Here is a 26,033-nt window from a genome sequence, read left to right on the forward strand (position 1 = left end):
CGGAAGAGTTGATTCAGGGAATGGGTGGGCGGGGAAACTTCATCTCGCCGGGTTCGAGCTCGAAGTCGTGGTGCAGCGAGGCGCTCTTTCCGTCAGGAGCGAGCGCGAAGCGGCCGATCAAGCGGCGCGTCACGCCGAAGGTCGGGTCGCTCTCCAGGTTCTCGTCGTCATCGGCGAACACCTGCGTGATGAGCACCTTGTGTCCCGGCTTGCTCACCATGAAGTGCAGGTGCGCGGGCCGGTTCGGGTGGCGCTTCTGCGCGCGCAGCAGCACGCCGCAGGGGCCGTCGGTCGGCACCGGGTAGCCGGCCGGACGCACGCTGCGGAAGTGGAAGCGGCCCTCGGCATCGGTGGAAAAGCGCCCGCGCAGGTTCATGTCTTCCTGCGACGGGTCCTGGTTCTCGTAGAGGCCGACCGGCGAGGCCTGCCACACGTCGACGGTGGCATCGGCCACCGGCCGGCCCTCGTGGTCGCGCACCGTGCCCGTCACCTCGAGCGGGGTGCCCGGCGTGCCCGAGCGCGCGATGCTCTCGCCCTGCGCGCAGGCCGGCGCGTTCGCGCGCCAGAAGGGCCCGAGCAGCGCGGCCGGCGACTCGCCCTGCGGGTCCTGGTTGTTCTGCAGCGCGACCACGGTCGACACGCCCAGGATGTCCGCCGCCAGCACCACCTCGTTCTTGGTCTCGCCGGTGGCCTGGCCGATGGCGACGATGAATTCGAGCGCCTGCTCGAACTCTTCTTCCGTCAGCTTCACTTCCTGGACCAGCGCGTGCAGGTGGCGCGTGACCGCTTCCATCACGGTGCGCAGCCTGGAGTCGGGCGTGTGTCTCATGGCGTCGAGCACGTGGCCCAGCACCGAGTGGGGAGAGGTGGCGATGTTCATGGCAAGCCTTTGCAATCGTTTGCACGATATTAGTCCAAATCGCCGAAAAGTAAAATGGCGGCAATCCGGGGTGTCTGAATGGCAGAAAGCCGCCTGAAGCCACTGCACCCGGTGACAATCGTTTGCACCAATGAGCGCCAACCAACCCGCCCCGTCCTCACCCGTCACCATCCGCGACGTCGCCCGCGCCGCCGGCGTGCACGTGTCCACCGTCTCGCGCGCGCTCAGCCCCGAGAAGCGCTCGCTGATCAGCGAGGAGGTGCTGCGCGTGGTCGAGGAGGCGGCGCAGCGCCTGGGCTACCGGCCCAACCGTGCGGCCTCGGCGCTGCGCACGGGGCGCACCCACACCATCGGCGTGCTGGTGCCCGACATCACCAACGCGGTGTTCCCGCCGATCCTGCAGGGCATAGAGGCCAGCGCCGCCGCGCGCGGGTATTTCGTGTTCGTCACCAACGTGGTCGACCACGCGCTCGCGCGGCCGGTGCTGGAGCGCATGCTGGCGCAGCGCGTCGACGGCGTGGTCATGGCCACCGCCACGCGCGACGATCCGCTGGTCGACTTCGTCACCAAGGCGGGCATGACGGCCGTGCTGGTCAACCGCGCCGACGAGACCGGCCGCCTGCCGGCCGTGGTGAGCGACGACCGGCTCGCGATGAAGCTCGCGGTCGACCACCTGGTGGGGCTCGGCCACAAGCGCATCGCGCATCTCGCGGGCCCGCAGACCATTCCCACCGGCGTGGGCCGCCGACTGGGCGTGGAGCAGGCTCTCCGCGACCACCGCATGAAGCCCTTCCGCGTGGTCGAGTGCGCGAGCTACAGCCGCGAGGCCGGTGCCGAGGCGATGAAGCAGATGCTCGCGGCCGGAGCCGCGCCGCAGGCCGTGGTGTGCTGCAACGACCTGGTCGCGCTGGGCGCCTACGACGCGCTGCGCGAGGCGGGCCTGCGCGTGCCGCAGGACATTTCAGTCACCGGCCACAACGACATGCCGCTGGTCGACATGGTCGACCCGCCGCTCACCACCATCCGCCTGCCGCACCGCGAACTCGGCTGGCGCGCGGCCGAGATGCTGTTCGAGGAGATCGACGGCCATTCGATGTCGGCCTCGACCGTGGTGCTGCGCCCCGAGCTGGTGGTGCGCAAGTCGACCGGCGCGCCGGCCGGCACGCGCTGAGCCGCGGCGGGCCTACCACCACCAGCGGGCGATGTCGTCGCTGAACCCCATGTAGAGCAGCACCAGCGTGACCAGCGCGACGATGCACTTGGCGCGCAGCGACATCTTCGGCCTGGGCGCGAAGTCCGCCGCGCTGCCGACGAAGTGCACGCCGCAATGGGGGCACTGCCGCACCTTGCCGTAGATCGGCTCCTTGCAGCGCGGGCAGGGCACTTCGTCCGGACCGGGCTCCGGCGGCGAGCCGTTCGTGCGCTGCTGCCTCTCGCGTTGCTGCTGCAGCCTCGCGCGGCGCTCGCGGTGCGCGGCCAGGTCGATGGGGTCGTTGGGCTTGTCGGACATGCTCGGATGAAAACAGGCCCTAGCGTACAGCGCGCGGCGCGGCCTTCCTGCGCGCGGCGGGACGGCGCGGCGGCTTCGCCTCCAGCACCAGCTCGGCCGGCAGCGTGTCGTTCCACGACTCGGTGAAGTAGGCGCGGTCGCTGGGCACCAGCTGGGGCAGCGCCTCGCGCAGCAGCGCCAGCGATTGCTCGGCGGCCTTCAGGTCGCCGGCATGCGCCGCGTACCAGGCGTGCTCGAACAGCAGGCTGCAGTGCTGCAGGCCCGGATAGCGGCGGCGTCCGGCCTGGTGGTCGGCCAGCCGCGCCTGCGCCACCTGCACCCAGCGCGCGGGCCAGTTGGTCGCATCGAAGGCATCGGCGAGCGGACCGGCCAGCTTCGAGATGGCGGTCGGATCCAGCGGCTTCTGCGCGCGGAACTGCGCGAGCGTGGGCTGCTGCTCGGGCCGGCAGTGCCCGCGCGCGATGCGCATCAGGTAGATCGCGTTCCACGCCGAACGGCCCTGGCCGTCTGTGTGGCCGCAGAGCCATTCGCTGAAGGCGATCCACTGCACCGCGCGGCGGGTGGTGTCGGTGTTGCCGTCGTGCGCCAGCGCGGGCAGGTCGGAGAGGCCCACGCGGTCGAACAGCCACGCGGCCATGCCCATGTTGGCCGCCACGTGCTGCGCCGCGTCGAAGGAGTGCGACTCGAAGGCCGCCGCCAGCGCTTCGCCGAAGCGTTGCAGCGACTCCTCGGCCAGCGCGGCAGCGGCGGGCTTGTCGTCTGCCGACAGCGTCAGCGCGCGCGAGCGGCAGGCCAGCGCCCACAGGTTGCACCACTCGAAGCGCACGTCGGGGTGGTGGCGCAGCACCAGTCCGCGCACTGCGTCCTCGGCCATGCCGCTCAGCAGCGACTGCGCCAGCGGCAGGTCGCGCGCGGTATAGGCGCACCACGCGGAGACGATGCACTCCATCGCGCCGAGGTAGTCGCTGCCCGCCACGTGGTGCGCGAGCCGCTGCTTCTTGAGCGCCTGCAGCCGCCGCCGCGCCTGCTCGTTGTCGCCGAGCCGGCGCCACAGCATGGCCTCGTTGAGCGTGACCAGCGCGCGCTGGAAGTCGGTGGCCGCCAGCGTGCCGGCGAGGCGGATCGATTCGAGGGCGCTGCCGCCCAGGTTCTCGCCCGCCTTCTCGCCGGCGACGGGCGCCATCAGCCGCCCCTGTCGCGCCGCCTGCTGCGAGGCGACGAGCTGCTTCCAGAAAGCCGCGTCCTGCAGGTGCACCGCATCGGGCGGCGGCGAGCCGGCGGCCTGCTGATGCCTGCGGGAGCGCAGTCCGAGGAAGGACGCGATCTCGGCGGCGGTGGCCGCGCGGCCTTGCACCAGCACGCGCACGCGCTTCGCCTCGGCGGCAGGCAGCCAGAAGGGGCCCTGGCTGCGCCGCTCGGCGTTCAGGAAGCGGGGCTCGCGCTGCGTGTCCTCGCCCCAGCCGGCGTCGATGCCCCAGGTCTTGAAGTCGCGGAAGGCGCGGCTCACGACCATGCGCAGCGTGCTGGCGTCGGACACCTCGCCGCGCAGGTCGGCCAGTCGCACGACGCCGGCGTCGGCCTCGTGGGCGTGCTGCATGCGCACCAGCAGCCACAGCGACTGGAAGGCCGCGCGCCTGCCGTTCACCGACTGCGGCGAGGTGAGCTCTATGGAAACGTGATCTGCGTGTGGGGCTGGCTTGGGCACGCCCCCGATTTGAACCTCAAAACGAGGGCGTTACCTGAAGAGATGCCGGCGACGGAAAGGCCTCGTGCTCAGTAGCGGTGCTCGTCCAGCAGCCCGGGCACTTCGCTGCGCCCGATGCCCAGGTCGCGCAGCTCGTGCTCGCTCATGCCGGCGAGGTGCCGCGAATCGGCGCGTGCGCGGCGGCGATTCACCACGCGGCGGCGCCAGCCGCGCAGGGCATGGATCAGGCGTTGATGAAAGGACGTTGGCTTCGGCGCATTCACGATGGGCTCCTTGGTTGGTGCGCTCATCTTCCCGCCGGGCGTGATATTGTGGAAGTTGAGAATTCTGAGCCTGGCAATCAGGCTTCCTGATATCGGCACAGCCCATGCGACAGCTCAACCTCGACCAACTGCGCACCCTCATCGCCATCGTCGACCTCGGCACCTTCTCGGCCGCCGCCCAGGCGCTTCACCTGGCCCAGGCCACGGTGAGCCTGCATATCAGCGAGCTCGAATCGCGCCTGGGCGCGCCGCTGGTGGTGCGCGGCAACCGGCGCATCACGCCGACGGCGGCAGGGGCCGCGCTGGTGGAGCGCGGGCGCAAGCTGCTGCGCGATACCGACGACGCGGTCGAGGCAGTCAAACGCCAGGCCGAGGGGCGCACCGGCCGCGTGCGGCTGGGCACATCCACCGGCGTGCTGGTCGACCTGTTGCCGCAGGTGCTCGAGGCGCTGGGCGCGGAGCACTCCGGCATCGACGTCGAGGTGAGCATCCGCGGCTCCTACGAGGCCATGGAGCGGCTGGCGGCGGGCACGCTCGACATCGGCCTCGTCGCCATTCCGCAGCCGCCGCTGCGCGGCATCGTCGTCACGCCCTGGTGCGAGCAGCCCATGATGGCCTTCGTGCCGCGCCGCTGGAAGGCGCCGAAGCGCGTCACGCCCGCGTGGCTGGCGGCGCAGCCGCTGATCTTCAACGAGGCGACCACGCACATGTACCGCCTAACCATGGAATGGTTCGCCGCCGCCGGCTTCGCGCCGCGCGCGCGCATCGAGCTCAACTACGACGCCGCCATGCGCAGCCTGGTGGCGGCCGGCTACGGCGCGGCGCTGCTGCCGCTGCAGCAGTCCACCGACGTCGCACCGGGGAACGACCGCATACAGGTCCTGCCGGTGAGCCCGAAGCTCACTCGCCGCGTGGGCATCGCGCACCGCCAGCATGCGCTGCTCGACGGCGCGACGCGGAGCGTGCTCGAGGTGCTGAAGACCTTCAGCCAGGCCTGACCGGCGGCCTGCCGGGTGTCAGGCCCCGTCGGGCTTGCGCATGCCCAGCGAGAGGATCTCGTTGGCGTTGACGATGGCAGTGGCGATCTCTTCCGTTGTCGTGCGCTTGCTCATGGCCTGGTCGCGGATCAGGTCGTAGGCCTGGCCCTCCGACACGTCGTGCGTCTTCATCAATATCGCCTTGGCCTCGGCGATGCGGCGCTGCCCCAGCAGCTTGGCCTCGACCTTTCGCAGCCGCTTGGCCAGCGAGCGCGCCTCCTTGTGCGCCTCGCGCGCCACCACCAGCGCCGAGAACAGCCCGAACGAGCGCACCGGCGACGGCAGCACCGCCTTGGCGCCGATCTCCAGCACCGCCTCGATGATCGTCGGGTTCTCGTAGGTCACCACCGCGATGATGGCCGGCGCGTCCTCGCTGCGGGTCCACTCGAAGCGCAGGTTGATGAAGTCGGGCTGCACCGCCATGAAGGCGACGTCGATGCCCTCCGGCAGCACCTGCACCGGCGGCCAGAAAGCCTGCACCTGGCAGCCGATGCGCTGCAGCTGCTGCGTGAGCTGGCGGCCGTCGCTGTCGTCGGGGTGGATCACCGCGATCTTCAGCAGCCGCAGCTCCTTCAGCTGCGGCGGGGTCACGCGCAGGGTGTGCCGTTTTGGAGCCGGGCCTTCCACGCTCAGGCCTCCAGCGTGTCCAGCTTGGCGGTCCAGTCGCCCAGCGAGTGGGTGACGAGATAGGGGTCCGGGTACACCGCCCGCGTTGCCTGCCGCACGATGGTGAACTGGCCGTGCGCATCGACCCGGCCGATGCGCGGGTACAGGCAGGTGTGGTGATTGGTCGGGTCGATCTTCACCAGCCCCTGCGGCGCGTCGAACTCGCTGCCCAGGATGTGCGGAAGGATCTCCGCGATGCCATCGCTGCCCGCCTGCCGGTAGGCATTGGCGAAGATGTGCATCTGGAAGTACGAAGCCTCCCAGCACAGGTTGGGCACGCAGCCGTCGCCGAAGCGCGCGCGCAGCATCGCCAGGCAGCGCCGGTTGGCGGCCGAGTCGATCGACTGGAAGTACGGCGCCGCCGTGAAGTGCCCGGTCGCCACGCCGTGGCCCATCTGCGAGATCTCGGCCTCCGAGGTCGTGAGGCTGGCGATGGGCATGGTCTTCGGGTCGAAGCCGGCCTCGGCGTAGGCGCGGTACAGGCTCGCGGTGGAGTCGCCCACCACGGTCGAGAAGATGAAGTCGGGCCGCTTGTCGCGGATGTCGTCCATGATGGCCCGGTAGTCGCGCTCGCCCGCGTCCAGCGCCACATAACGTTCGCCGAGCTTCTCGCTGCCGGGGCGCTGCATCACCAGCTCGCCCATGATGCGGTTCGACTCGTAGGGGTAGATGTAGTCGGAGCCGATCAGGTACACGCGCGCGCCGAAGTTCGTGGTCATGAATTCGGCCAGCTGCACGCTGTTCTGGTTGGGCGCGGCGCCGGTGTAGATCACGTTGCCCGAGTACTCGAAGCCCTCGTAGAGCGTCGGGTAGAAGAGCAGCTTGTTCCACTTCTCGATGACCGGGATCACGGCCTTGCGGCTGCTCGACATGTAGCAGCCGAAGATCACGTTCACGCGGTCCTGCACGATCAGCCGCTCGGCCAGCACGGCGTAGCGCGCGGGGTTGGACTGCGGGTCGTAGCGCACGGCCACGATCTCGCGGCCGTCCACGCCGCCGGCCGCGTTGATCTCCTCGATGCCGAGCAGCGCGCCCTGCAGCTGCGAGAGTCCGATGGTCGATGTGACGCCGGTTTCCGAATAGAGGATGCCGACGCGTATGGGGTCCTTGTCAGCCACGCTGAAGTCTCCTGGGGTGTCGAATCATCATAGTCTTCAGTCGGCGGTGTCAGTGGGCGGCGGCGAGCCGTGCGCTCATGCGCGCGAGCCGGGCGGGCAGGCTGCGCGCGTCGTCGGCGATGCAATAGTCGCGCCAGCCGAAGATGCGCCGCACATAGGCGTCGGCCGCGCCGTCCACCGCGACGCAGGCGGCGCGCACGCCGGCATCGCGTGCCTCGGCGACGGCCTGGCGGGCATCCTCGATCAGGTAGCGCGCATCGTGCACGTCGATGTCGGAGGGCGCACCGTCGGTCACCAGCAGCACCGCGCGCTGGCCCGGCGGCTCGGCGCGCATCAGCGACGTGGCATGGCGCAGCGCGGCGCCCATGCGGGTCGAGTAGCGCCCGCGCAGCGCGCCGATCATGGCGCGCGCCGGCGCGTCCAGCGGCATGCCAGATTCGAGCAGGCGGTAGTAGTAAACCTCGGCGCGCGTGTTCGACGAGAAGCCGTGGATCGCGAGCCGGTCGACGCCGCGCGCGTTCGACGCGGCCAGCATCAGCGCGGCCTGCTTCTCGATGTCGAGCAGCGAAGCCGCATGCGGCCCCGGGTCGTTGGCGGAAGCCGACAGGTCCAGCAGCACCAGCACGCTCGAAGGGCGCGGGCCCTTGCCCGGGCGCATGAACAGGCGCGCGTCGGGCCGCAGCCGGAGGCGGCGGTCGACCAGCACCTCGATGGCCGCATTCAGGTCGATGTCGTCGCCTTCCCATTGCCGGCGCAGGCGGTGCGTGCGGTCGAGGTGCCTCGCGCGGGGCAGGGCGAGCGGGGCGATGCGCTCGCTGCCGGGTGCTGCCTGCTCGCGCGCCGGCAGCAGGCCCTGCCATGCCGGCAGCTTCTCGATCACCGTGCACCAGTCGGTGCGCAGGCGTTCGAGCCTGCGGTCCCATTCGGGATACGTGTAGCGGCCGAGTTCGATGTCGCCCACGGCATCCGGGGGAGGGGCGCTGCCTTCGGTCGGCGCGTCGGAAGGCGGCGGTGGCGGCCGTGCGCCCGCTTGCTGCAGCGCGATGGCTTCGTCGGGCGCCGCATCGGTTTCGGCGAAGTCCCACAGATAGCTGTTGTCGTCGCGCCAGGGCGCGGGCACGACGTAGTCGCGGGGCTCGAAGCGCACGCGCATCTGGCCCAGGTCGTTCGCGAGGATCGAGGCGATGGCACGGAAGGCGTCGTAGTCCTCCAGGCCCGCGCCGGCGGCGGTCTCCTCGAACAGGCGGCGCGCCTTGTTCACCCAGTGGTTGTCGTCCTGCGAGGTGGGCAGCAGCAGCAGGCGGTCCATGCGGGAGACGAGCGCGGCGAAGCCCAGGTCGAGCGCGTCGGGCACCGGCGGCAGCGACGCGGCGAACCAGCCGTGCAGGCCGGGGAAGTCGCGGCACAGCAGCCGCTCGACGCGTGCATCCTCGATGGCCGAGACGATGGCGATGCCCATGGGCCTGAGCGTGTGCGCCGGGCGCGCGGGCTGCGAGTGGCGCAGGTGCGCGACCGCATGCGCGACCATCGCGCGGCGAAGGCCCGGCCCGGTGGCGCTCTCCGGCAGCAGCAGCCTGCGACCAGTGAGCACGGCGCGCGTGCCCGGCAGGGGCTGTACTTCCACGTCGATGCCGGCCAGGCCGCGTGCCAGCAGCGCCAGCGCACCGAGGCCGCCGTGCCCTTCGCTCATCCGAACTGCGCCTCGACGAAGCCCTGCAGCGCGCTCGCCATGTCGGGGTCGTCGGTCAGCGCGCGCGTCATCGTCATCTCGCAGCTCTCGCGCGGCGTCACGCCGTCGCGGATCAGCACGCCCGCGTAGATCAGCATGCGCGTCGACACGCCCTCGTCGAGCCCGCGGTGCTTCAGCTCGCGCGAGCAGCGTGCGATGGCCACCAGCTTCGCGGCGAGATCGAGACCGACCCCGGCCTCGTGCGCGACGATCTCCGCTTCGAGCGTGCTGCCCGGATAGTCGAACTCCAGCGCCGCGAAGCGCTGGCGCGTCGATGGCTTCATGTCCTTCGCGCTGCTCTGGTAGCCGGGGTTGTACGACACCACCAGCTGGAAGTCGGGATGCGCATGCACCAGCTCGCCTTTCTTGTCGAGCGGCAGGATGCGGCGCGCGTCGGTCAGCGGGTGGATCACCACGGTCGTGTCCTGCCGCGCCTCCACCACCTCGTCGAGGTAGCAGATGCCGCCGTGCCGCACCGCCAGCGTCAGAGGACCGTCGTGCCAGGCGGTGCCGTTGGCGTCGAGCAGGTAGCGTCCGACGAGGTCGGAGGCCGTCATGTCCTCGTTGCAGGCCAGCGTCACCAGCGGCCGGCCGAGCGACCAGGCCATGTGCTCCACGAAGCGCGTCTTGCCGCAGCCGGTCGGGCCCTTGAGGATCAGCGGCATGCGGTGGCGGTAGGCCTGCCGGTAGAGCGCCACCTCGTTGCCCGCGGGCCGGTAGAAGGGCTCGGACTCGATGCGGTAGGCCGCGAGCGGATCGTGCACGGGTGCGTTCATGGTGTGGCGAGCAGTTCCTTCAGCGCGTCGTCGATGAAGCGGGTGTCGGCGGGGCTGCTGCCGCCGCCCGCGAAGTGGCCCCACACGCCCGGGATCGGGCGGCACTCGGCGTTCGGCATGTGCGACACCTCCCACTCGTTGTCGGCCGCGGGAAAGTACAGGTCGCGCTCGGCCGGCATCACGATGGCGCGTGCCTTGATGGCGCCGAGCGCTCTCTTGAAGTCGCCCTTGAACACCGGGTTGTCGCTGATGTCGCCGTGCTGCCACGACCACAGCATGGCCAGCAGGTTGTTCGCGTCCTTCTTCAGGAAGAAGCCTTCCCAGTAGCCGACCAGGAAGTCCTCGAGCGAACTGAAGCCCAGCTCGTGCCACAGCTGCTGCATGTAGAAGGGCTGCGACAGGCCCCAGCCGGCGTACACCCGGCCCACCGCGCGCAGGCCCCTCGTGGGCGGCGTGGTGTACCAGCCGCCGTTCCACGCGGCATCGGCCGTGAGCGCCGCCTTCACGCCCTCGAGGAACACGATGTTGTGCGGCGCCGTCTTCGCCGAGCCGCAGAAGGGCGCGATGCGCCGGACCATGTCGGGGTACAGGCAGCCCCACTGGTTGGTCTGCTGCGCGCCCATCGACCAGCCCACCACCAGGGCGATGCGCTCGATGCCGAACTTCTGCGTCACCAGCCGGTGCTGCAGCGTCACGTTGTCGTAGAGCGTGACGTTCGGAAAGCGCGAGAGGTCGTAGGGTTGCGGCGTGTTGCTCGGCGAGGACGACAGCCCGTTGCCCAGCATGTTGGGCACGATGATGAAGTACTTCGCCGGGTCGAGCGCCATGCCTGGGCCGATGAGCCACTCGTTGTCGTAGTGCTGCCCCGAATACCAGGTGGGGTAGACGATGACGTTGCTCCTGTCGGCGTTGAGCGTGCCGTAGGTCTTGTAGGCGAGCTTCGCGCCGCGCAGGGTGGCGCCCCGCTGCAGAACGACGTCGCCGAGCTCGAAGATCTCGTAGTCCATGGCGCGGCGGCTCAGCGATGCTTGGCCGCTTCGTTCGGAATGCCCTCGATCGGGCATTCCGGCGTGCCAACCGTGCTGCGCGTGAACGACTCCACCATCTCGCGCGTGCCCTCGGGGTCGTTGATCCACTTCGTGTAGAAGTTGTACGGGCAGGCCGCCACGCCCTTGTCGCCGTCGCCGGAATTGATGGTGCCGGTGTAGCCGCGATGCACCAGCTTGAACAGGTGGTTCTGCGACTGGCCATTCCTGCGCGCGTCGCGGATCAGGCCCATCGAGAGCTCGGCGTAGTTGATGCCCATCTCCTCCTCGCCGCATTCGCCCAGCGTGCGGCCGTCGAAGCCGATGAGCGCCGAGTGGCCGAAGTACGAGTACACGCCGTCGAAACCCGCCGCGTTGGCCACCGCCACGTAGGTGTTGTTCATGAAGGCCATGGCCTTCGACACCATGATCTGCTGTTCCTTGGCCGGGTACATGTAGCCCTGGCAGCGGATGATGAGCTCGGCGCCGCGCATCGCGCAGTCGCGCCAGATTTCGGGGTAGTTGCCGTCGTCGCAGATGATCAGGCTGATCTTCATGCCCTTGGGGCCTTCGCTCACGTAGGTGCAGTCGCCCGGATACCAGCCCTCGATGGGCACCCACGGCATGATCTTGCGGTACTTCTGGACGATCTCGCCCTTGTTGTTCATGAGGATCAGCGTGTTGTAGGGCGCCTTGTTCGGATGCTCCTCGTGGCGCTCGCCGGTGAGCGAGAACACGCCCCACACGTTCGCGCGGCGGCAGGCGTCGGCGAAGATGGCCGTCTCCTCGCCGGGCACGATGGCGGCCGTGTCGTACATCTCCTTGGCGTCGTACATGATCCCGTGCGTGGAGTACTCGGGGAACACCACCAGGTCCATGCCCGGCAGGCCCTTCTTCATGCCGACCAGCATCTCGCCGATCTTGCGGGCGTTGTCCAGCACCTCGGCCTTGGTGTGCAGGCGGGGCATCTTGTAGTTGACGACCGCGACGCCAACGCAATCGTTGCTGCTCGAAATATCACCGTGTCTCATGGGACTGCTCCTGAAAGAGGGGTTGAGGAAAAAGATGGCTACACGGTCAGGAACGACCTGACCTTGTCCTGGTCGAGCGTCGCGCGCGCCTCGTCGTGCACGAGGCGCCCGCGGTCGATGACGAGAAAGCGGTCGGCCAGGTCGAGCGCGAAGCTCAGCACCTGCTCCGACACCACGATGGCGAAGCCGCGCTCGGCGCGCAGCACGTTCAGCGTCTGCGCGATCTCCTTGATGATCGAAGGCTGGATGCCCTCGGTCGGCTCGTCGAGGATCAGCAGCTTCGGCTCGGAGATCAGCGCGCGCGCAATCGCCAGCATCTGCTGCTGGCCGCCGGAGAGGTTGCCGGCCTTGCGCTGCCTCATGTCCTTGAGCACCGGGAAGAAGCGGTAGAGGTACTCGGGCACCGTGCGGTGGCCCGACTTCGCCGCGCCCGAGAGGATGTTCTGCTCCACAGTGAGAAACGGGAACACCATGCGCCCCTGCGGCACGAAGGCCAGCCCCTGTGCCACGCGCTGGTAGCTGGGCAGCCTGGTGATGTCGGCGCCGCCCAGGCGGATGTGGCCTCCGCGCGCCGGCAGCAAGCCGATGAGCGACTTCAGCAGCGTGGTCTTGCCCATGCCGTTGCGGCCCATGACGGCGACAGCCTCGCCGGGTGCCACATGCAGCGACACGTCGCGGATCACCTGCGATTCACCGTAGGCCACGTTCAGTCCGGAAACTTCGAGCATCCGTTTTCTCCTGTGTTCAGTGGCCGAGGTAGACGTCGATCACGCGCGGGTCGGCCTGCACCTCGGCGGCGGTGCCTTCGCTCAAGAGACGGCCCTGGTGCAGAACGGTCACGCGGTGCGCGATGCGCTTGACGAAATCCATGTCGTGCTCGATCACCACCAGCGACTTGCCCGAGGCGATGCGCCGCAGCAGGTCGCCGGTTTGCTCGCGCTCGCGCGGGCTCATGCCGGCCACGGGCTCGTCGAGTAGCAGCAGCTCGGGCTCCTGCATCAGCAGCATCCCGATCTCCAGCCATTGCTTCTGGCCGTGGCTGAGCTGGCCCGCGCGGCGGTCGAGCTGGTCGAGCAGGAACACGTCGGCCGCCATCGCGTCGATGCGCTCGCGCAGCGCCGCCGTGCGGCGGAAGGTCAGCGACTGCAGCAGGCCGTGCATGCGCGGCAGCGAGATCTCGAAGTTCTCCAGCACCGTGAGGTCTTCATAGACCGAGGGCGTCTGGAACTTGCGGCCCACGCCGGCGCGCACGATCTCGTGCTCGTTCATGCGGGCGAGGTCGGCGCCGTTGAAGAGCACGCGGCCCGAACTCGGCTTGGTCTTGCCGCACACCATGTCGAGCAGCGTGGTCTTGCCCGCGCCGTTCGGGCCGATGATCACGCGCAGCTCGTTGCGCTCGACCGCAAGGCTCAAGCCGTCCACCGCCTTGAAGCCGTCGAAGGACACGGTGAGGTCTTCCACACGCAGGATCTGCTCGCTGGAAGGCGGCGCCGCCGAAGCGGCCTGCGGCAGGCCGCCGCCGGGCATCGTCATCGTCGCGTTCATGGCGCGGCCTCCGCGCCGCGCCGGCGCAGCAGCTTCTCGCCCAGGCCCGCAAGGCCGTTGGGCATGGCCCAGACCACGAGGATGAACACGGCGCCCAGGAAGTACAGCCAGCCTTCGGGAAAGGTCTCCGACAGATACGACTTGAGAAAGCCGATCAGCAGTGCGCCGATCACCGCGCCCGGAATCGACAGCCGTCCGCCGACCGCCGCGTAGATCACCATCTCCACCGATGCCACCACGCCGATCACGCCCGGCGCGATCAGCCCGACCTGCAGGCTGTAGAAGGCTCCGCCGATGGACGACAGCACGGCGGCCACCGCGAACACGAAGGCCTTCATGTGCGCCGTGTTGTAGCCGCTGAAGCGCACGCGGTCTTCGCGGTCGCGGATGGCGATGAGGATCTTGCCGAAGCGGCTGCGCACGACGAGCAGCGACAGCGTCATCACCAGCCCGACGGCCAGCACCTCGACGAAGTAGATCGTGCGCTTCGCGTCGTCGCTCGCGATGTCCAGGCCCAGCAGCGTGCGGAAGTCGGTGATGCCGTTGGCGCCGCCGGTATCGCCCTGCTGGCCGATCACCACCACCGTGAGCGTGAGCGCCAGCGACAGCGTGACGATCGCGAAATACACGCCGCTCACGCGCCGCTTGAAGATCGCGTACGAGAACACGTACGCCAGCACCGCCGGAACCACGAGGATGCCGACCACGGTCCAGCCCAGCGAATGGAAGGGCTGCCACCACGTGGGCAGCTGCTCCACGCTGCTCCACACCATGAAGTCGGGCAGCTCGGGCGCGGAGGCTTCGAGCTTGAGGAACATGGCCATCATGTAGCCGCCAAGGCCGAAGAACATGCCCTGGCCCAGGCTCAGCACGCCGCCGTAGCCCCAGGTCAGCACCACGCCGATCGCGACGAAGGCGAAGGCCAGGTACTTGCCCACGAGGTTCAGGCGGAAGGCGTCGAGCGCGAGCGGCAGCACCACGGCCAGCAGCAGGAGCACGGCGGCCATCGAGCCGATGTCGCGCCTGCGTTGTGAAGAGAGCTTCGACAGCATGCTCAGCTCCTCGAACGGACCGCGAACAGCCCGTTGGGCCGGAAATACAGCACCACGATCACCAGCAGCAGGATCGTCGCCTTGGCCATGGAGCCGCTCATCAGGTACTCGAGCCAGGTCTGCGACTGCGCGATGGAGAAGCCCGAGAGGGCCGTCCCCACCAGGCTCTGCACGCCGCCGAACACCACCACGATGAAGGAGTCGACGATGTAGAGCTGGCCGGTTCCGGGGTTGGTCGAGCCGATCATCGTGAACACCGCGCCCGCGATGCCCGCGAGGCCGGAGCCCAGCGCGAAGGTCATCGCGTCGACGCGGTGCGTGTCGATGCCCACCGCGCCGGCGATGGCGCGGTTCTGCGTCACCGCGCGCACCTTGAGTCCCCACGAGGTGCGGTACAGCAGCAGGTAGACGCCGGTCGCGACCAGCGCGGTGAGCCCCACGATGAAGATGCGGTTCAGCGGCAGCTGGATGCCCGCCGTCGGCTCCCACGCTCCCGCGAGCCACGAGGCCAGCGGCACGCTCACCTCCTGCGCGCCGAAGATCGAGCGGTAGGCCTGCTGCAGCATCAGGCTCAGGCCCCAGGTGGCGAGCAGGGTGTCGAGCGGCCGGTCGTAGAAGAAGCGGATGAAGCCTCGCTCCAGCACATAGCCGAACGCGAAGGTCACGGCGAACGCGAACGGAATCGCGGCGAACAGGTACAGGTCCATGAAGCCCGGCGCGAAGTGCTCGAAGAAGCGCGCGGCCAGGTAGGTCATGTAGGCGCCCAGGGCCATCAGCTCGCCGTGCGCCATGTTGATGACGCCCATCAGGCCGAACACGATGGCCAGCCCGATCGCCATCAGCAGCAGGATGGTGAACAGGCTCACGCCGTTGAACACCTGCATCACCGCGATGTCGAAGTTCATCGCGTTCAGACCTTCGGGAAGGGATTGGGCTCGACGAGCTGGGGCGATTCCCACACGATGTCGAACTGCCCGTCGGGCCGTGCGCGGCCCACGCGCACCTTCTTCCAGACGTGGTGGTTGGTGGCGTGGATGCGCACCGTGCCCTCGGGCGCCTCGATCTCCACGCCCGCCGCGGCAGCGGTGACCTTGTCGACGTCGAAGGACTTGGCCTTCTCCACCGCCAGCTTCCAGAGGTACACGCTGTTGTAGGCCACCTCCATCGGGTCGCCGATCACGCGGTCCTGCCCGTACTTGGCCTTGAAGGCCTTCACGAACTTCTCGTTGGCCGGCGACTTGATGCTCTGGAAGTAGCCCATGCAGGCGTAGTAGCCCGCGGCGTTGTCCTTGCCGATGCCGTCGATCTCGTTTTCCGACACCACGGTGGACAGCAGCACCTGCTTGGCGCCATCGAGGCCCGCCGCGCGCAGCTGCTTGTAGAAGGCCACGTTGGAGCCGCCCACCACGGTGCTGTAGATGCAGTCGGGCTTGGCGGCCTTGATCTTGTTGATGATCGACGAGAACTCGGTGTGGCCCAGCGGCGCGTATTCCTCGCCGAGCACCTTGCCACCGGCCTTGGCGATGGCCGGCTTGGCGATCTTGTTGCAGGTGCGCGGGTAGATGTAGTCGGAGCCCACGAGGAAGAAGCTCTTGCCCTTCTCGCGCGCCATCCACTCGACCGCCGCGATCACCGACTGCGTGGCTTCCTGCGAGGGGTAGAAAACGCGCTTGTCCTGCTCCTGGCCTTCGTAGTAGGTCGGGTAGAACAGCAGCCCCTTGGCCTGGTTGAGCACCGGCAGCAGCGCCTTGCGCGAGGCCGAGGTGTAGCAGCCGATGATGGCGGCCACCTTGTCGCGCTCCAGCAGCTTGCGGGCCTTCTCGGCGAACACCGGGTTCTCGCTCGCGCCGTCTTCCACCACGGCCTCGATCTTTCGGCCCATCACGCCGCCGGCCGCGTTGATCTCCTCGATCGCCAGCTTCTCGGCATCGACCAGCGAGGCCTCGGCGATGGCGATAGTGCCCGAGAGCGAATGCAGCAGCCCCAGCTTCACGGGGCCGCTGTCCTGCGCCGAGGCGATGCCGGCCACGCCGCCCGCGGCGCCCAGCACGATCATCGAGCCGCCGGTCTTCACGATCTGGCGGCGGTTGAAAACGTTCGTCATGTCAAATTCCTTCGTATTTGTGCGAGTCATCAGGAAGATCCGACCTTCGGAACCGCGCGTTGGGTGTCTCCTCCCGCGGCGCGGCCCTGCAAACGAACGCTGCGTTGCCAGTGCGCTTTTCTCCGGGCAAGACTCCGCCACCGGATGCGGCGCATCCGTTTCGAAAAAGCACTCTTGCGGCCGAGAAAACAAAAAAGCCCGAACCGGTGGTTAAACCGATTCGGGCTTTATTGCCCGACGCCTCGCTGGCAGCACTGGCAGCGGGTGTCGTATGACTGGTAACGATTGCTCGTTGGGGCGGATTCTTCTCAACTCACCCCGGCATGAACATACGCTGTTTCGCTAATTGGCGAAAACGCGGCGCATGTGTTATTCGCGCTCAGCGCGGGCGCGCGTAGTCCGACTCGATCCACGCGCTCGCACTGCTGGCGGTGAGCCTGAACGCGGGCGATACGCTCACGCTGGCGAGTTCGCTGTCGTCCGCGTCGTCGTAGGCCGTGAGCGTGGCCGTGGGGTTGTCCTCGTCGGGCACGATGGAAAGCGCCACGCGCACGCGCCGGTCGTCGCGCGCCGTGACGGTCACGCTCCTGTTGAGCGTGGCGTGCAGCTGCTGCTCGTGGCGGCGGATGACTTCGGCGGCGGTCTTCACCAGCGTGGAGAAGGCGGGAGCGTCGAGCGGCTTCGGGTTCTTCTTGTCGCGGCCCATGGTCCAGGGGCCGACGAGGGCCGGCTCGGGGTCGCCGTGGCGAGTCATCTCGACGGCCCAGCCGTCGTCTTCCTCGTTCTTGATGACGCGGGCGGTCCAGCGGTCGTCGCGCCAGAGGCGGTCTTCCTGCAGGGGGAGGATGTCGGAGTCTGTGGTCGGTTCTGTCATTCGGTTGCTGTCGTTCTGGCGCGGGGCATTTTCGCCTCCGCCGCAGGGCCACCGATGTGGCGCGCGAGACCCTCGGCCAGCGCATCGAAGGTGGCGCGGCAGCGCGGGCTGCCGCGCAGGTCCTCGTGCATCGTGATCCAGGTGTCGAGCTTCAGAGAGAAACCGCGCGGTATCAGCCGGACCAGCCCGGGGTTGCGGCTGGCCAGCGCCACCTGGCAGATGCCGATGCCGGCACCGGCGCGGATCAGCGCCAGCTGCGTGAGGTCGCTGTCGGTGCGCAGCGAGAAGGCGTCGTGCGTGAAGCCCTTGAGCGCCTTGCCCGCGTTGCGCACGAAGGCCGTGGGCTGGTCGTAGCCGATCAGCGAGTGCGCGGCCAGCTCTTCCAGCTTGCGCGGCGTGCCGTGGCGCGCCAAGTAGTCGCGATGCGCATGAAAGCCCAGCTCGATGTTGCCGATGCGGCGCGCCACCAGCTGCTCCTGCCTGGGGCGCACCATGCGCACGGCGATGTCGGCCTCGCGCCGCAGCAGGTCCTGCACGCGGTTGGTCGACACCAGCTCGACCTTCAGCGCCGGGTGCGTCTCGCGAAGCCCCGCCACGATGGCCGGCAGCACTTCCGCGCAGACGACCTCGCTGGCCGACACGCGCACCACGCCGCGCACGCCTTCGCCCTGGCTGCTGGCGGCGCGCTCCAGCGAGGCGGCGGTGCTTTCCATGGCCTCCGCATGCGTGCGCAGCGCCAGCGCAACCTCGGTGGGCAGCAGCCCCGTCTGCGAGCGCGTGAAGAGCACGGTGCCCAGCGCTTCCTCGAGCGCCGCCACGTGGCGCCCGACCGTGGGCTGGGTGATGCCGAGGGCGCGTGCCGCGCCCGAGAGCGAGCCTTCGCGCAGCACGCTCAGGAAAGTGCGGTAGAGCTCCCAGCCGATGTTCGAAGTCATACATAAATGTATGGCCAATAGCTCATGTTCGGCAATTCCAATGGAGCCGACGCGGTTCCAGAATTCTTCCATCGGCAACAACTTCTGGAGCATTTCATGGCACACGACACGACACGCGGCGACACGGTCCTGGTTCTCGGCGCAACAGGCGGCATCGGCGGCGAGGTGGCCCGCCAGCTGCGCGATGCGGGCTGGGAGGTGCGTGCACTGAAGCGCGATGCGCAGGAAGGCAAGCGCGAGGGCATCACCTGGCTGGCCGGCGACGCGATGGATGCGCAGGCCGTGCGGCGGGCGGCGAAGGGCTGCTCGGTCATCGTGCATGCGGTCAATCCGCCGGGCTACCGCAACTGGTCGGAACTGGTGCTGCCGATGCTCGACAACACCATCGCCGCCGCGAAGGCCGAGGGCGCGACCGTCGTGCTGCCCGGCACGGTCTACAACTTCGGCCCTGACGCCTTCCCGCTGCTGGCCGAGGACTCGCCGCAGCGCCCGCTCACCCGCAAGGGCGCGATCCGCGTCGAGATGGAACGGCGCCTGGAGGAAGCCAGCCGCCAGGGCGCGCGGGTGCTGATCGTGCGCGCCGGCGACTTCTTCGGCCCGAAGGCGGGCAACAACTGGTTCTCGCAGGGGCTGGTGAAGGCGGGGCAGCCCGTCAGGTCCGTGAGCTACCCCGGCAGCGCCGGCGTCGGCCACCAGTGGTCGTACCTGCCCGACGTGGCGCGCACCATGGTCGAGCTGCTGGCGAGGCGCGACCGGCTCGATGCCTTCGCGCGGTTCCACATGGCTGGCCACTGGGACGCCGACGGCACGCGCATGAGCGACGCCATCCGCAAGGTGGTGGCGCGCCGTATCGGCACGAGGGTCGGCGTGTCGGCCTTTCCGTGGTGGCTGCTGACGCTGGCCTCGCCCTTCGTCGTCACCTTCCGCGAAATGCGCGAGATGCGCTACCTGTGGCGCACCCCCGTGGGCATGGACAACGCGAAGCTGGTGGCCTTCCTGGGCCGCGAACCGCACACGCCGCTCGAGGAGGCGGTGGAAGCCTCGCTCGAAGGCATGGGCTGCCTGGCCACGGCGCCGGTGGCCGCTCCGGCCTGACCGGCGGCGCTCAGAACACCGAGAGCCCGGTGCGCGTCACGAAGAGTTCCAGCGCCTTCATGCCCAGCAGCGAATTGCCGGTGGCGTCGAGCGCCGGCGACCACACGCACAGCGTGAGTCTGTCGGGCACCACGGCGACGATGCCGCCACCCACGCCGCTCTTGCAGGGCAGGCCGATCGAGAAGGCCACGTCGCCCGCCGCGTCGTAGGTGCCGCAGGTGAGCATCAGCGCGTTGATGCGGCGCGTCTGCCGCTCGCCGGTGACCTCGGGCTCTCCGTCGATCGGATGCGCGCCGTCGCGGCACAGGAAGGCCGCGGCGCGCGCCAGCTGGCGGCAGCTCATGCGCAGCGCGCACTGGTTGAAGTAGGTGTCGAGCACGGTCTCGACGTCGTTGTCGATCTTGCCGAAGCTCTTCATGAAGTTGGCCAGCGCGATGTTGCGAAAGCCCGTGTCGGCCTCCGAACGGGCCACCTCGTCGTCGAAGGCGATGGGCTCGCCGCACAGGCTCGACATGAGCGCGAGGATGTCGGCCTTGGCGCTGCCGCCGCTGGCCTTCGCCTGGCTCACGAGCCGGTCGGCCACCGCGATGGCGCCTGCATTGATGAACGGGTTGCGCGGTTTGCCCTGCTCGTTCTCCAGCTGCACCAGCGAGTTGAACGGGTTGCCCGAGGGCTCGCGGCCGATGCGCTCCCACAGCGCGTCACCCATGCGCTGCATGGCGAGCGTGAGCGTGAAGAGCTTCGACACGCTCTGGATGGAAAAGGGCGTCTCGAAGTCGCCCGCGCCGGCTTCCTCGCCCTCGCAGGTGCGCAGCGCGATGCCGAACTGCCGCGCATCGACGCGCGCGAGCGCCGGGATGTAGCTGGCCACCTTGCCGCCCTGGCCCAGCTGCGGGCGCAGGGTGGCGACGATCTCGTCGAGGACGGGCTGGAATTTGCTGGTCTTGCTGCTCATGCGGTGCGTTGTACCGCAGGCCGCCGGTTCACCAGCACGATGCCCAGCGCCACGCCGATGAGCGCCACGATCAGCTGCGCCGTGAGCGGCTCCTTCAGCAGCGCCACGCCGAACACCAGCGCGAACAGCGGCGTGAGGAAGGTGAAGGACGACATCTGCGTGGCCGGGTAGTGCCGCAGCAGCCACATCCACGCGAGGTAGCTGGCGAAGGCGCCGACCACCGTCTGCAGGCCGATGGAGGTCCAGGCCCAGGCGGAGTACGAGAAGCCCCAGTGCTCGCCGAGCCCCAGCGACAGCACCGGGCACATCGCCGCAGTCACCGCCACTTGGTAGAACAGCGTCTTCTCGGCGCTGGCCGTGGCCAGGCGCGTGGTGCGCAGCGTGAGCGTGGTCAGGCCCCAGAGCATGCCGGCCGCCAGCGCCATGCCGTCGCCGATGAGCTGCGACGAGCTCATGTGGGCGAAGCCCTCGCTGAAGGCCAGCACCACGCCAGAGAAAGCAATGAAGAGCCCCAGCCACTGGAAGCCGCGCAGCCGCTCGGCCGGCACCCAGCGCGGCAGCAGCAGCGACACCCAGAAGGGCGCGGTGTAGAGGAACACCGTGAGCCGCGAGGCGCTGGTGTGCTGCAGCCCGAGGTAGATGCCGGCGAATTCGCCCGAGAACAGCAGGCCGGCCAGCAACCCGGGCCACAGCGTGCCGTCGCGCTCGAAGAGCGGCACGCGCCGCCACACGCACCACAGCCACAGCAGCACGGTCGCGCCGATCATGCGGATCGAGGCCTGCCACATCGGCGGCACCTCGGCCACGGTGGTCTTGATGAGGATCTGCTGCAGGCCCCAGAAGGCGCAGCAGGCGATGAGCAGGCCTATGGCGAGGCTGTCGAGGTGGGTCTTGCGCTGGATCATTCGGGGCGGTCGATCGAACGGGTGGCGGCGGCGGATGGCCGCTCGATTCATCCGATGATCGTATCGCGCCAGCGCAATCCTCGTGGGTTCACTGGGCAAAGGCGTCCAGCGCGGGCAGCGGCGCCTGTCGCTCGAAGCGCTGGCCGATGGCCTGCAGCGCGGCCTCCAGGAACTGCAGGAACATGCCCATGGCCACCGTGGTCGTCTGGCCCGAGCGCTGGTAGAGGCAGCTGAACGAGCGCGCGCCCGCGTCGGCCAGGCCGGTCCACACCAGCGTGCCGCGCTCCACGTCCTCGGCCACGTTCTCGGGAATGAGGAAGCCGATGCCGGTGCCGCCGGCCACGAGGCGCCGCACCATCGCGACCGAGCTGGTTTCCACCAGCGGGCGCACCTTGCGGTGCTCGCGGTGGTCGATCTGGTCGACCATGGCGCGCAGCTCGGTGTCGGGCGTCATGAGGATCAGCGGGTGCTCCAGGCAGTCGCGCAGCCGCGGCAGCTTGCCCAGCGCCGCCAGCGGATGGCCCGGCGGCGTGACCAGCCCCAGGTGCTGCGGAAAGCTGCGGATCTCCTCCACGCCCGGCGGCGGCTTGCGGCGCAGGCAGAAGCCGATGTCCGATTCGCCGTTGGCCACCCATTTCAGGATGTTCTCGCCGCTGCCCGAGCGCACGCCGTAGGTCACGCCGGGGTAGTTCTTCATCGCCGTCTCGATGACCTCGGGCACCAGCTGCTCGGCCGACGAGTGCGGCACCGCCAGGTTGATGTGTCCGCGCCGCAGCGAGCGCAGGTCTTCCACCTGGGCCAGCGCGTTGTCGAAGTCGCGCTGCCCGCGCCGCACGGCGGCCACCATGATCTCGCCCGCGGTGGTCAGCTGCATGCCGCGCGGCAGCCGGTCGAAGAGGGGCGTGCCCACCTGCTCCTCGAGGTTGAGCACCTGCTGGTGGACGGCCGCGGCCGTGAGGTGCAGCGCCTCGGCCGCCTTGCGCACCGAACCGCGGCGGGCCACTTCGTCGAAACAGCGGAAGGTCTGGGAGATGGCGCGCATGGTGGTGGGAGTGTATGGATTTTCTATACGCGCCGTACGAAACAAACAGATTTTCCTGACGGACGATGCGGCCTAGATTCGCACCTTCTTCAATCTCCCGAGGTTCGTTCCCGTGACCACCACCGTCGACCAGATCACCCAGCGCCGCCGCGGCACCGGCCTGATCGCCCACGACCCGGCGCTGAGCGCCGGCGGCTACACCCTGATCGCGCCGCAGACCGACGACGGCAACGTCTACCTGGTCGACATCGAGGGCCGCGTGGCGCACCAGTGGAAGATGCCGGTGCGCCCGGGCCGCGCGGCCGTGATCCTGCCGAACGGCAACCTCGGCTACAACGGCAACCACGCCGATTCGCCCGAGATCTACCCGGCCTGGTCGCTGTGGCACGGCGGCGACTTCTACGAGGCCACGCCGGAAGGCGAGATCGTCTGGCGCTTCCAGGACCCGACGCACCACCACGACGCCCGCTGGCTGGCCAACGGCCACCTGCTGTACGCCGGCTGCGCGACGGTGCCTGCCGGTTTCGCCGAACGCGTGCCCGGCGGCACGGCCCACGGCCCCGACGAGACCATGCACGGCGACGTGATCCGCGAGGTCGACCGCGACGGCCGGCTCGTGTGGGAATGGAAGGCCTGGGAGCACCTGGCGCCGGAAGACTTCCCCATCCACCCCGGCTTCGGCCGCACCCACTGGCCGCTGGTGAACGGGCTCGACGTGACGGCCGACGGGCTGGTGCTCATGAGCCTGCGCACCACCTCGGGCATCGTCGGCATCGACCGCGCCACGGGCGGCGTGAAGCTGCACATTCCGCCCTCGGTGCTGTCGCACCAGCACGCGCCGGTCGCGCTGGACAACGGCAACGTTCTTGCTTTCGACAACGGCAACTTCCGCACCGGCAAGCATGTGGCGTTCTCGCGCGTTCTCGAAATCGATCCGGCCTCCAACGAGGTCGTGTGGCAGTACGCGGACGAGCTGGTCAACGCCTTCTACACCGCCTACATGGGCAGCGCGCAGCGCCTGCCCAACGGCAACACGCACGTCACCGAGTCGGCCACGGGGCGCCTGTTCGAGGTCACGCCGGCCGGCGAGGTGGTCTGGGAGTACGTGATTCCCTGGTTCGCCGAGTACCCCGACGAGGCCGCGCGCAAGTACGTGCCCGGCCGCCAGAACAGCGTGTTCCAGACCTTCCGCTACAGCGCGGCGCAACTTCCCTGGCTCAAGGTTTCCGCATCATGATTTCTTCCGCTCTTCGCCGACTGGCCCTTCCGCTGGTCATGGCGCTGCCCTTCGCGGCGCAGGCCGCCGATGCGCCCAAGCCCGTGCGCATCCTCAGCAACTGGTTCGCCCAGCCCGACCAGGCCGGCTACTGGCAGGCCCAGCAGGACAGGCTCGGCAAGGAGGCCGGCATCGAGATCAGCGTGCTGCAGGGCGGCCCGAAGATCCAGACCATTCCGCAGGTGGCTTCGGGCCAGGCCGAGTTCGGCATCGGCAACGCCGACGACGTGCTGCTGGCCCGCCTGCGCGGCGCGCCGGTGCGCGCGGTGTTCGCGCACCTCGACTACGTGCCCTACACGCTGGTCTACCACGCCGATCCGGCCGTGAAGTCCATCGCCGACCTGCAGGGCCGCACCTTCGCGGTGAACATCGGCAACGCCTACTGGGAGTGGACGAAGAAGCAGTACAAGCTCGCGGGCACGCGCGAGATCCCGGTGAGCGGCGACCTGAGCCTGTTCCGCAACGACCCGAAGATGGTGCAGCAGGGCTACTCGCTCTTCCTGCCCGCGCGCATGGCCGCGGCCGGCGTGCAGGTGCAGCAGATCACGCTGGCCTCGCTGGGCTACAAGCCCTACAACGTGCTTTTCACCACCGACGACATGATCCGCAAGAACCCCGCGCTGGTGAAGGCCACCATCGCGGCGGTGCAGAAGGGCTGGGCCGGCTACGTGCGCAACCCGCAGGGGCTCAAGCCGCTGATCACCGGCATGAACAAGCAGATGACGCCCGAGATCTACGACGCGGCCAACAAGGAAATGATCGAGACGCTGATCTCGCATGACCTCGGCCGCATCGGCTGCATGACGGATGCGCGCTGGAACGAGCTGGCGGGCCAGCTGCGCAGCGTCGGCTTCCTGCCGGCGGGCTTCGACGCGAAGCAGGGCTACGACCGCACGCTGGTGCCGGGCTGCAACCCATGAGCGACAAGGGCGCGGCCGTCGGGCTGGAGGGTGTGTCGAAGCGCTTCGACACGCGCAAGGATGGCGGGCTGCTGGCGCTGGACAAGGTCGACTTCGCGCTGCGCCCCGGCGAGTTCGTCTCCATCGTCGGCCCCTCGGGCTGCGGCAAGTCGACGCTGCTGCGCATCATGGCGGGGCTGGTCGCGCCGAGCACCGGGCGCTGCACGCGGCCGGACGGCATCGAGACCGCCTTCGTGTTCCAGGAGGCCGCGCTGCTGCCCTGGCGCAACGTGGAGCGCAACGCGCAGCTGCTGATGGAGCTCGAAGGCCACTCGCCCGACAGCTACCGCCCGCGCGCGGCGGAGGCGCTGAAGCTGGTGGGGCTCGCGGGTTTCGAGAAGTCGTATCCGCACCAGCTCTCGGGCGGCATGCGCATGCGGCTGTCGCTGGCGCGCGCGCTGGCCCTGCGACCCGGGCTGCTGCTGCTCGACGAGCCGCTGGCGGCGGTGGACGAACTCACGCGCGACGTGCTGCAGGAAGAGCTCTCGTCGCTGTGGCGGCAGGCCGGCTTCACCGGCGTGCTGGTGACGCACAACGTGCACGAGGCGGTGTACCTCTCGAACCGCGTGGTGGTGATGTCGCCGCGGCCGGGGCGCATCCTGGACGTGATCGACGTGCCCTTCGCATTCCCGCGCGCGCCGGAGCTGCGCGCCAGCGCGGACTTCGCCGCACTCACGGGGCAGGTGACGTCGGTGCTGCGCGCTCAGCATCACGCGCAGGCCGTGGCTTGAGGGAGTGGAGATGACCCGATCTTCTTCCCCTGCATTGGCCCTCGCGCGCAACGCCGCACCCGTGGTGGCGGTCGCGCTGCTCGCCATCGGCCTCTGGTGGCTGCTGAGCGCCACCGTCTACCAGGGCAAGGGCTACCTGCTGCCCTCGCCGCAGGAAGTGGCGGCGGCCACCGCCGAGAACGCCGCAACGCTCGCGGGCGCCACGCTCTCCACGCTGAAGGAGGCGCTGCTGGGCTACGCGCTGGCCATCGTCGTCGGCATCGCCGGCGCCGCGGTGCTGGCGCAGTCGCGGCTGCTGGAGCGCAGCCTGTATCCGTACGCGGTGCTGCTGCAGACCGTGCCGGTGGTGGCGATCGCCCCGCTCATCGTGCTCTGGTTCGGCTACAACGAGCTGTCGGTGGTGATCGTGAGCTTCATCATGTCGCTCTTTCCGATCATCAACAACACGATGCTGGGCCTGCGCTCCACCTCGCGCAATCTCGCGGAGCTGTTCGCGCTGCACCGCGCGAGCGGGCTGGTGTCGTTCTGGAAGCTGCGGCTGCCGGGCGCGCTGCCGCACATCTTCGCGGGGCTGCGCATCTCGGCGGGGCTGTCGGTGATCGGCGCCATCGTGGGCGAATTCATCATCGGCTCGGGCAATGCCGAAGGCGGGCTGGGCGTGCAGATCGTCTTCGCGCAGGGGCGCATGTATACCGCGCTGCTGTTCGCCGAGGTGATCGCGGCGACGCTGCTGGGCTTTCTCTTCTTCCTGGCGGTGAGTGCGATCGGCCGGCTGCTGCTGCGGCACTGGCACGAATCGGCGCTGGGGAGCTAGCCGGGC

27 protein-coding genes and 1 pseudogene are annotated in these 26,033 nt (G+C 69.1%); 7 read left to right on the forward strand and 21 right to left on the reverse strand.

What is annotated here, in order from left to right; all coding sequences use genetic code 11:
• Positions 1-13 precede the first annotated feature (13 nt).
• The gene (locus tag ABL840_RS00840) at positions 14-880 is read right to left on the reverse strand and encodes a dioxygenase (protein WP_093195669.1); all 867 of its coding nucleotides are present in this window, start codon (positions 878-880) and stop codon (positions 14-16) included.
• Positions 881-1,010: 130 nt separating this feature from the next.
• On the opposite strand from ABL840_RS00840, the gene ABL840_RS00845 reads away from it, so the two are divergent.
• A complete protein-coding gene (locus ABL840_RS00845) occupies positions 1,011-2,051 on the forward strand; it encodes a LacI family DNA-binding transcriptional regulator (RefSeq protein ID WP_093300501.1) in 1,041 nt (346 codons plus the stop codon).
• A 12-nt stretch (positions 2,052-2,063) separates the two neighbouring features.
• Here the strand turns inward: ABL840_RS00845 and ABL840_RS00850 are convergent, their stop codons facing one another.
• The 3 genes from ABL840_RS00850 to ABL840_RS00860 form a co-directional block, all read right to left on the reverse strand.
• Positions 2,064-2,390, reverse strand: coding sequence for a hypothetical protein (locus ABL840_RS00850; protein ID WP_093300502.1), 327 nt, complete (start codon positions 2,388-2,390; stop codon positions 2,064-2,066).
• A gap of 19 nt (positions 2,391-2,409) precedes the next feature.
• Positions 2,410-4,095 (reverse strand): hypothetical protein, encoded by a 1,686-nt coding sequence (locus tag ABL840_RS00855; protein ID WP_093300504.1) that lies wholly within the window; start codon positions 4,093-4,095, stop codon positions 2,410-2,412.
• A 68-nt stretch (positions 4,096-4,163) separates the two neighbouring features.
• Entirely contained in the window at positions 4,164-4,385 is a 222-nt protein-coding gene (locus ABL840_RS00860) for a DUF1127 domain-containing protein (protein ID WP_240652269.1), read from the reverse strand.
• A 77-nt stretch (positions 4,386-4,462) separates the two neighbouring features.
• On the opposite strand from ABL840_RS00860, the gene ABL840_RS00865 reads away from it, so the two are divergent.
• A complete protein-coding gene (locus tag ABL840_RS00865) occupies positions 4,463-5,356 on the forward strand; it encodes a LysR family transcriptional regulator (protein ID WP_093300505.1) in 894 nt (297 codons plus the stop codon).
• Between the two features lie 18 nt (positions 5,357-5,374).
• Here ABL840_RS00865 and ABL840_RS00870 read toward each other — a convergent pair whose 3' ends face one another.
• From ABL840_RS00870 to ABL840_RS00935, 14 genes and pseudogenes are all read right to left on the reverse strand, one after another.
• Positions 5,375-6,022 (reverse strand): ANTAR domain-containing response regulator, encoded by a 648-nt coding sequence (locus ABL840_RS00870; RefSeq protein WP_240652270.1) that lies wholly within the window; start codon positions 6,020-6,022, stop codon positions 5,375-5,377.
• A 2-nt stretch (positions 6,023-6,024) separates the two neighbouring features.
• A complete protein-coding gene (locus tag ABL840_RS00875; RefSeq protein ID WP_093195663.1) occupies positions 6,025-7,179 on the reverse strand; it encodes a transporter substrate-binding domain-containing protein in 1,155 nt (384 codons plus the stop codon).
• Between the two features lie 49 nt (positions 7,180-7,228).
• Entirely contained in the window at positions 7,229-8,869 is a 1,641-nt protein-coding gene (locus ABL840_RS00880; RefSeq protein ID WP_093300507.1) for a nitric oxide reductase activation protein NorD, read from the reverse strand.
• Positions 8,866-9,684: a CbbQ/NirQ/NorQ/GpvN family protein gene (locus ABL840_RS00885; RefSeq protein ID WP_093300508.1), complete on the reverse strand. Its 819-nt coding sequence runs from the start codon at positions 9,682-9,684 to the stop codon at positions 8,866-8,868. The genes ABL840_RS00880 and ABL840_RS00885 overlap by 4 nt, the downstream gene beginning before the upstream one ends.
• Complete coding sequence (locus ABL840_RS00890) at positions 9,681-10,691, reverse strand: alpha/beta fold hydrolase (RefSeq protein WP_093300510.1); 1,011 nt, start codon at positions 10,689-10,691, stop codon at positions 9,681-9,683. The genes ABL840_RS00885 and ABL840_RS00890 overlap by 4 nt, the downstream gene beginning before the upstream one ends.
• 11 nt (positions 10,692-10,702) lie before the next feature.
• Entirely contained in the window at positions 10,703-11,740 is a 1,038-nt protein-coding gene (locus ABL840_RS00895) for an aliphatic amidase (protein WP_093300511.1), read from the reverse strand.
• Between the two features lie 38 nt (positions 11,741-11,778).
• Positions 11,779-12,468, reverse strand: coding sequence for an urea ABC transporter ATP-binding subunit UrtE (gene urtE / locus ABL840_RS00900; RefSeq protein ID WP_093300513.1), 690 nt, complete (start codon positions 12,466-12,468; stop codon positions 11,779-11,781).
• A gap of 16 nt (positions 12,469-12,484) precedes the next feature.
• Complete coding sequence (locus ABL840_RS00905; protein WP_418116387.1) at positions 12,485-12,529, reverse strand: hypothetical protein; 45 nt, start codon at positions 12,527-12,529, stop codon at positions 12,485-12,487.
• Between the two features lie 18 nt (positions 12,530-12,547).
• Positions 12,548-13,285 (reverse strand): annotated as a pseudogene (urtD, locus tag ABL840_RS00910) (urea ABC transporter ATP-binding protein UrtD); the annotation flags it as partial.
• On the reverse strand, positions 13,282-14,337 hold the full coding sequence (urtC, locus tag ABL840_RS00915; protein WP_093300514.1) for an urea ABC transporter permease subunit UrtC: 1,056 nt from the start codon (positions 14,335-14,337) through the stop codon (positions 13,282-13,284). The pseudogene urtD and the gene urtC, both read right to left, overlap by 4 nt.
• Positions 14,338-14,339: 2 nt before the next feature.
• The gene (gene urtB / locus ABL840_RS00920) at positions 14,340-15,242 is read right to left on the reverse strand and encodes an urea ABC transporter permease subunit UrtB (protein ID WP_093300516.1); all 903 of its coding nucleotides are present in this window, start codon (positions 15,240-15,242) and stop codon (positions 14,340-14,342) included.
• A gap of 5 nt (positions 15,243-15,247) precedes the next feature.
• Positions 15,248-16,441: an urea ABC transporter substrate-binding protein gene (gene urtA, locus ABL840_RS00925; protein WP_093300517.1), complete on the reverse strand. Its 1,194-nt coding sequence runs from the start codon at positions 16,439-16,441 to the stop codon at positions 15,248-15,250.
• A gap of 379 nt (positions 16,442-16,820) precedes the next feature.
• Positions 16,821-17,315, reverse strand: coding sequence for a hypothetical protein (locus tag ABL840_RS00930; RefSeq protein WP_093300519.1), 495 nt, complete (start codon positions 17,313-17,315; stop codon positions 16,821-16,823).
• Positions 17,312-18,250 (reverse strand): LysR family transcriptional regulator, encoded by a 939-nt coding sequence (locus tag ABL840_RS00935; protein WP_093300521.1) that lies wholly within the window; start codon positions 18,248-18,250, stop codon positions 17,312-17,314. The genes ABL840_RS00930 and ABL840_RS00935 overlap by 4 nt, the downstream gene beginning before the upstream one ends.
• Before the next feature lie 96 nt (positions 18,251-18,346).
• Here ABL840_RS00935 and ABL840_RS00940 point away from each other — a divergent pair, with 96 nt between their 5' ends.
• On the forward strand, positions 18,347-19,345 hold the full coding sequence (locus ABL840_RS00940) for an SDR family oxidoreductase (RefSeq protein ID WP_093300522.1): 999 nt from the start codon (positions 18,347-18,349) through the stop codon (positions 19,343-19,345).
• A gap of 10 nt (positions 19,346-19,355) precedes the next feature.
• Here the strand turns inward: ABL840_RS00940 and ABL840_RS00945 are convergent, their stop codons facing one another.
• From ABL840_RS00945 to ABL840_RS00955, 3 genes are all read right to left on the reverse strand, one after another.
• Positions 19,356-20,300, reverse strand: a complete 945-nt coding sequence (locus ABL840_RS00945; RefSeq protein ID WP_093300524.1) for a glutaminase — start codon at positions 20,298-20,300, stop codon at positions 19,356-19,358.
• Positions 20,297-21,205 (reverse strand): DMT family transporter, encoded by a 909-nt coding sequence (locus ABL840_RS00950; protein ID WP_093300525.1) that lies wholly within the window; start codon positions 21,203-21,205, stop codon positions 20,297-20,299. Before ABL840_RS00950 ends, ABL840_RS00945 begins: the two co-directional genes overlap by 4 nt.
• A gap of 88 nt (positions 21,206-21,293) precedes the next feature.
• A complete protein-coding gene (locus ABL840_RS00955; RefSeq protein ID WP_093195649.1) occupies positions 21,294-22,247 on the reverse strand; it encodes a LysR family transcriptional regulator in 954 nt (317 codons plus the stop codon).
• Positions 22,248-22,359: 112 nt separating this feature from the next.
• Between ABL840_RS00955 and ABL840_RS00960 the strand changes: the two genes are divergently transcribed.
• The 4 genes from ABL840_RS00960 to ABL840_RS00975 are packed head-to-tail and all read left to right on the forward strand — an operon-like array spanning position 22,360 to position 26,027.
• Complete coding sequence (locus tag ABL840_RS00960; protein ID WP_093300527.1) at positions 22,360-23,484, forward strand: aryl-sulfate sulfotransferase; 1,125 nt, start codon at positions 22,360-22,362, stop codon at positions 23,482-23,484.
• Positions 23,481-24,443 (forward strand): ABC transporter substrate-binding protein, encoded by a 963-nt coding sequence (locus tag ABL840_RS00965; protein WP_093300529.1) that lies wholly within the window; start codon positions 23,481-23,483, stop codon positions 24,441-24,443. The genes ABL840_RS00960 and ABL840_RS00965 overlap by 4 nt, the downstream gene beginning before the upstream one ends.
• The gene (locus ABL840_RS00970) at positions 24,440-25,213 is read left to right on the forward strand and encodes an ABC transporter ATP-binding protein (RefSeq protein WP_093300530.1); all 774 of its coding nucleotides are present in this window, start codon (positions 24,440-24,442) and stop codon (positions 25,211-25,213) included. Before ABL840_RS00965 ends, ABL840_RS00970 begins: the two co-directional genes overlap by 4 nt.
• Before the next feature lie 10 nt (positions 25,214-25,223).
• Entirely contained in the window at positions 25,224-26,027 is an 804-nt protein-coding gene (locus ABL840_RS00975) for an ABC transporter permease (RefSeq protein ID WP_093195645.1), read from the forward strand.
• The last annotated feature ends 6 nt before the right edge of the window (positions 26,028-26,033 follow it).

This window comes from Variovorax sp. NFACC27 (assembly GCF_048301545.1).
GTDB classification, from domain to species: Bacteria; Pseudomonadota; Gammaproteobacteria; order Burkholderiales; family Burkholderiaceae_C; genus Variovorax; species Variovorax gossypii.

What these genes read in the sequence shown, in the direction of transcription:
- ABL840_RS00840 (WP_093195669.1), bottom strand. Translation starts at nt 880, where the DNA reads ATGAACATCGCCACCTCTCCCCACTCGGTGCTGGGCCACGTGCTCGAC.
- ABL840_RS00845 (WP_093300501.1), top strand. Translation starts at nt 1,011, where the DNA reads ATGAGCGCCAACCAACCCGCCCCGTCCTCACCCGTCACCATCCGCGAC.
- ABL840_RS00850 (WP_093300502.1), bottom strand. Translation starts at nt 2,390, where the DNA reads ATGTCCGACAAGCCCAACGACCCCATCGACCTGGCCGCGCACCGCGAG.
- ABL840_RS00860 (WP_240652269.1), bottom strand. Translation starts at nt 4,385, where the DNA reads ATGAGCGCACCAACCAAGGAGCCCATCGTGAATGCGCCGAAGCCAACG.
- ABL840_RS00865 (WP_093300505.1), top strand. Translation starts at nt 4,463, where the DNA reads ATGCGACAGCTCAACCTCGACCAACTGCGCACCCTCATCGCCATCGTC.
- ABL840_RS00880 (WP_093300507.1), bottom strand. Translation starts at nt 8,869, where the DNA reads ATGAGCGAAGGGCACGGCGGCCTCGGTGCGCTGGCGCTGCTGGCACGC.
- ABL840_RS00885 (WP_093300508.1), bottom strand. Translation starts at nt 9,684, where the DNA reads ATGAACGCACCCGTGCACGATCCGCTCGCGGCCTACCGCATCGAGTCC.
- ABL840_RS00890 (WP_093300510.1), bottom strand. Translation starts at nt 10,691, where the DNA reads ATGGACTACGAGATCTTCGAGCTCGGCGACGTCGTTCTGCAGCGGGGC.
- ABL840_RS00895 (WP_093300511.1), bottom strand. Translation starts at nt 11,740, where the DNA reads ATGAGACACGGTGATATTTCGAGCAGCAACGATTGCGTTGGCGTCGCG.
- urtE (WP_093300513.1), bottom strand. Translation starts at nt 12,468, where the DNA reads ATGCTCGAAGTTTCCGGACTGAACGTGGCCTACGGTGAATCGCAGGTG.
- urtC (WP_093300514.1), bottom strand. Translation starts at nt 14,337, where the DNA reads ATGCTGTCGAAGCTCTCTTCACAACGCAGGCGCGACATCGGCTCGATG.
- urtB (WP_093300516.1), bottom strand. Translation starts at nt 15,242, where the DNA reads ATGAACTTCGACATCGCGGTGATGCAGGTGTTCAACGGCGTGAGCCTG.
- urtA (WP_093300517.1), bottom strand. Translation starts at nt 16,441, where the DNA reads ATGACGAACGTTTTCAACCGCCGCCAGATCGTGAAGACCGGCGGCTCG.
- ABL840_RS00930 (WP_093300519.1), bottom strand. Translation starts at nt 17,315, where the DNA reads ATGACAGAACCGACCACAGACTCCGACATCCTCCCCCTGCAGGAAGAC.
- ABL840_RS00935 (WP_093300521.1), bottom strand. Translation starts at nt 18,250, where the DNA reads ATGACTTCGAACATCGGCTGGGAGCTCTACCGCACTTTCCTGAGCGTG.
- ABL840_RS00940 (WP_093300522.1), top strand. Translation starts at nt 18,347, where the DNA reads ATGGCACACGACACGACACGCGGCGACACGGTCCTGGTTCTCGGCGCA.
- ABL840_RS00945 (WP_093300524.1), bottom strand. Translation starts at nt 20,300, where the DNA reads ATGAGCAGCAAGACCAGCAAATTCCAGCCCGTCCTCGACGAGATCGTC.
- ABL840_RS00950 (WP_093300525.1), bottom strand. Translation starts at nt 21,205, where the DNA reads ATGATCCAGCGCAAGACCCACCTCGACAGCCTCGCCATAGGCCTGCTC.
- ABL840_RS00955 (WP_093195649.1), bottom strand. Translation starts at nt 22,247, where the DNA reads ATGCGCGCCATCTCCCAGACCTTCCGCTGTTTCGACGAAGTGGCCCGC.
- ABL840_RS00965 (WP_093300529.1), top strand. Translation starts at nt 23,481, where the DNA reads ATGATTTCTTCCGCTCTTCGCCGACTGGCCCTTCCGCTGGTCATGGCG.
- ABL840_RS00970 (WP_093300530.1), top strand. Translation starts at nt 24,440, where the DNA reads ATGAGCGACAAGGGCGCGGCCGTCGGGCTGGAGGGTGTGTCGAAGCGC.
- ABL840_RS00975 (WP_093195645.1), top strand. Translation starts at nt 25,224, where the DNA reads ATGACCCGATCTTCTTCCCCTGCATTGGCCCTCGCGCGCAACGCCGCA.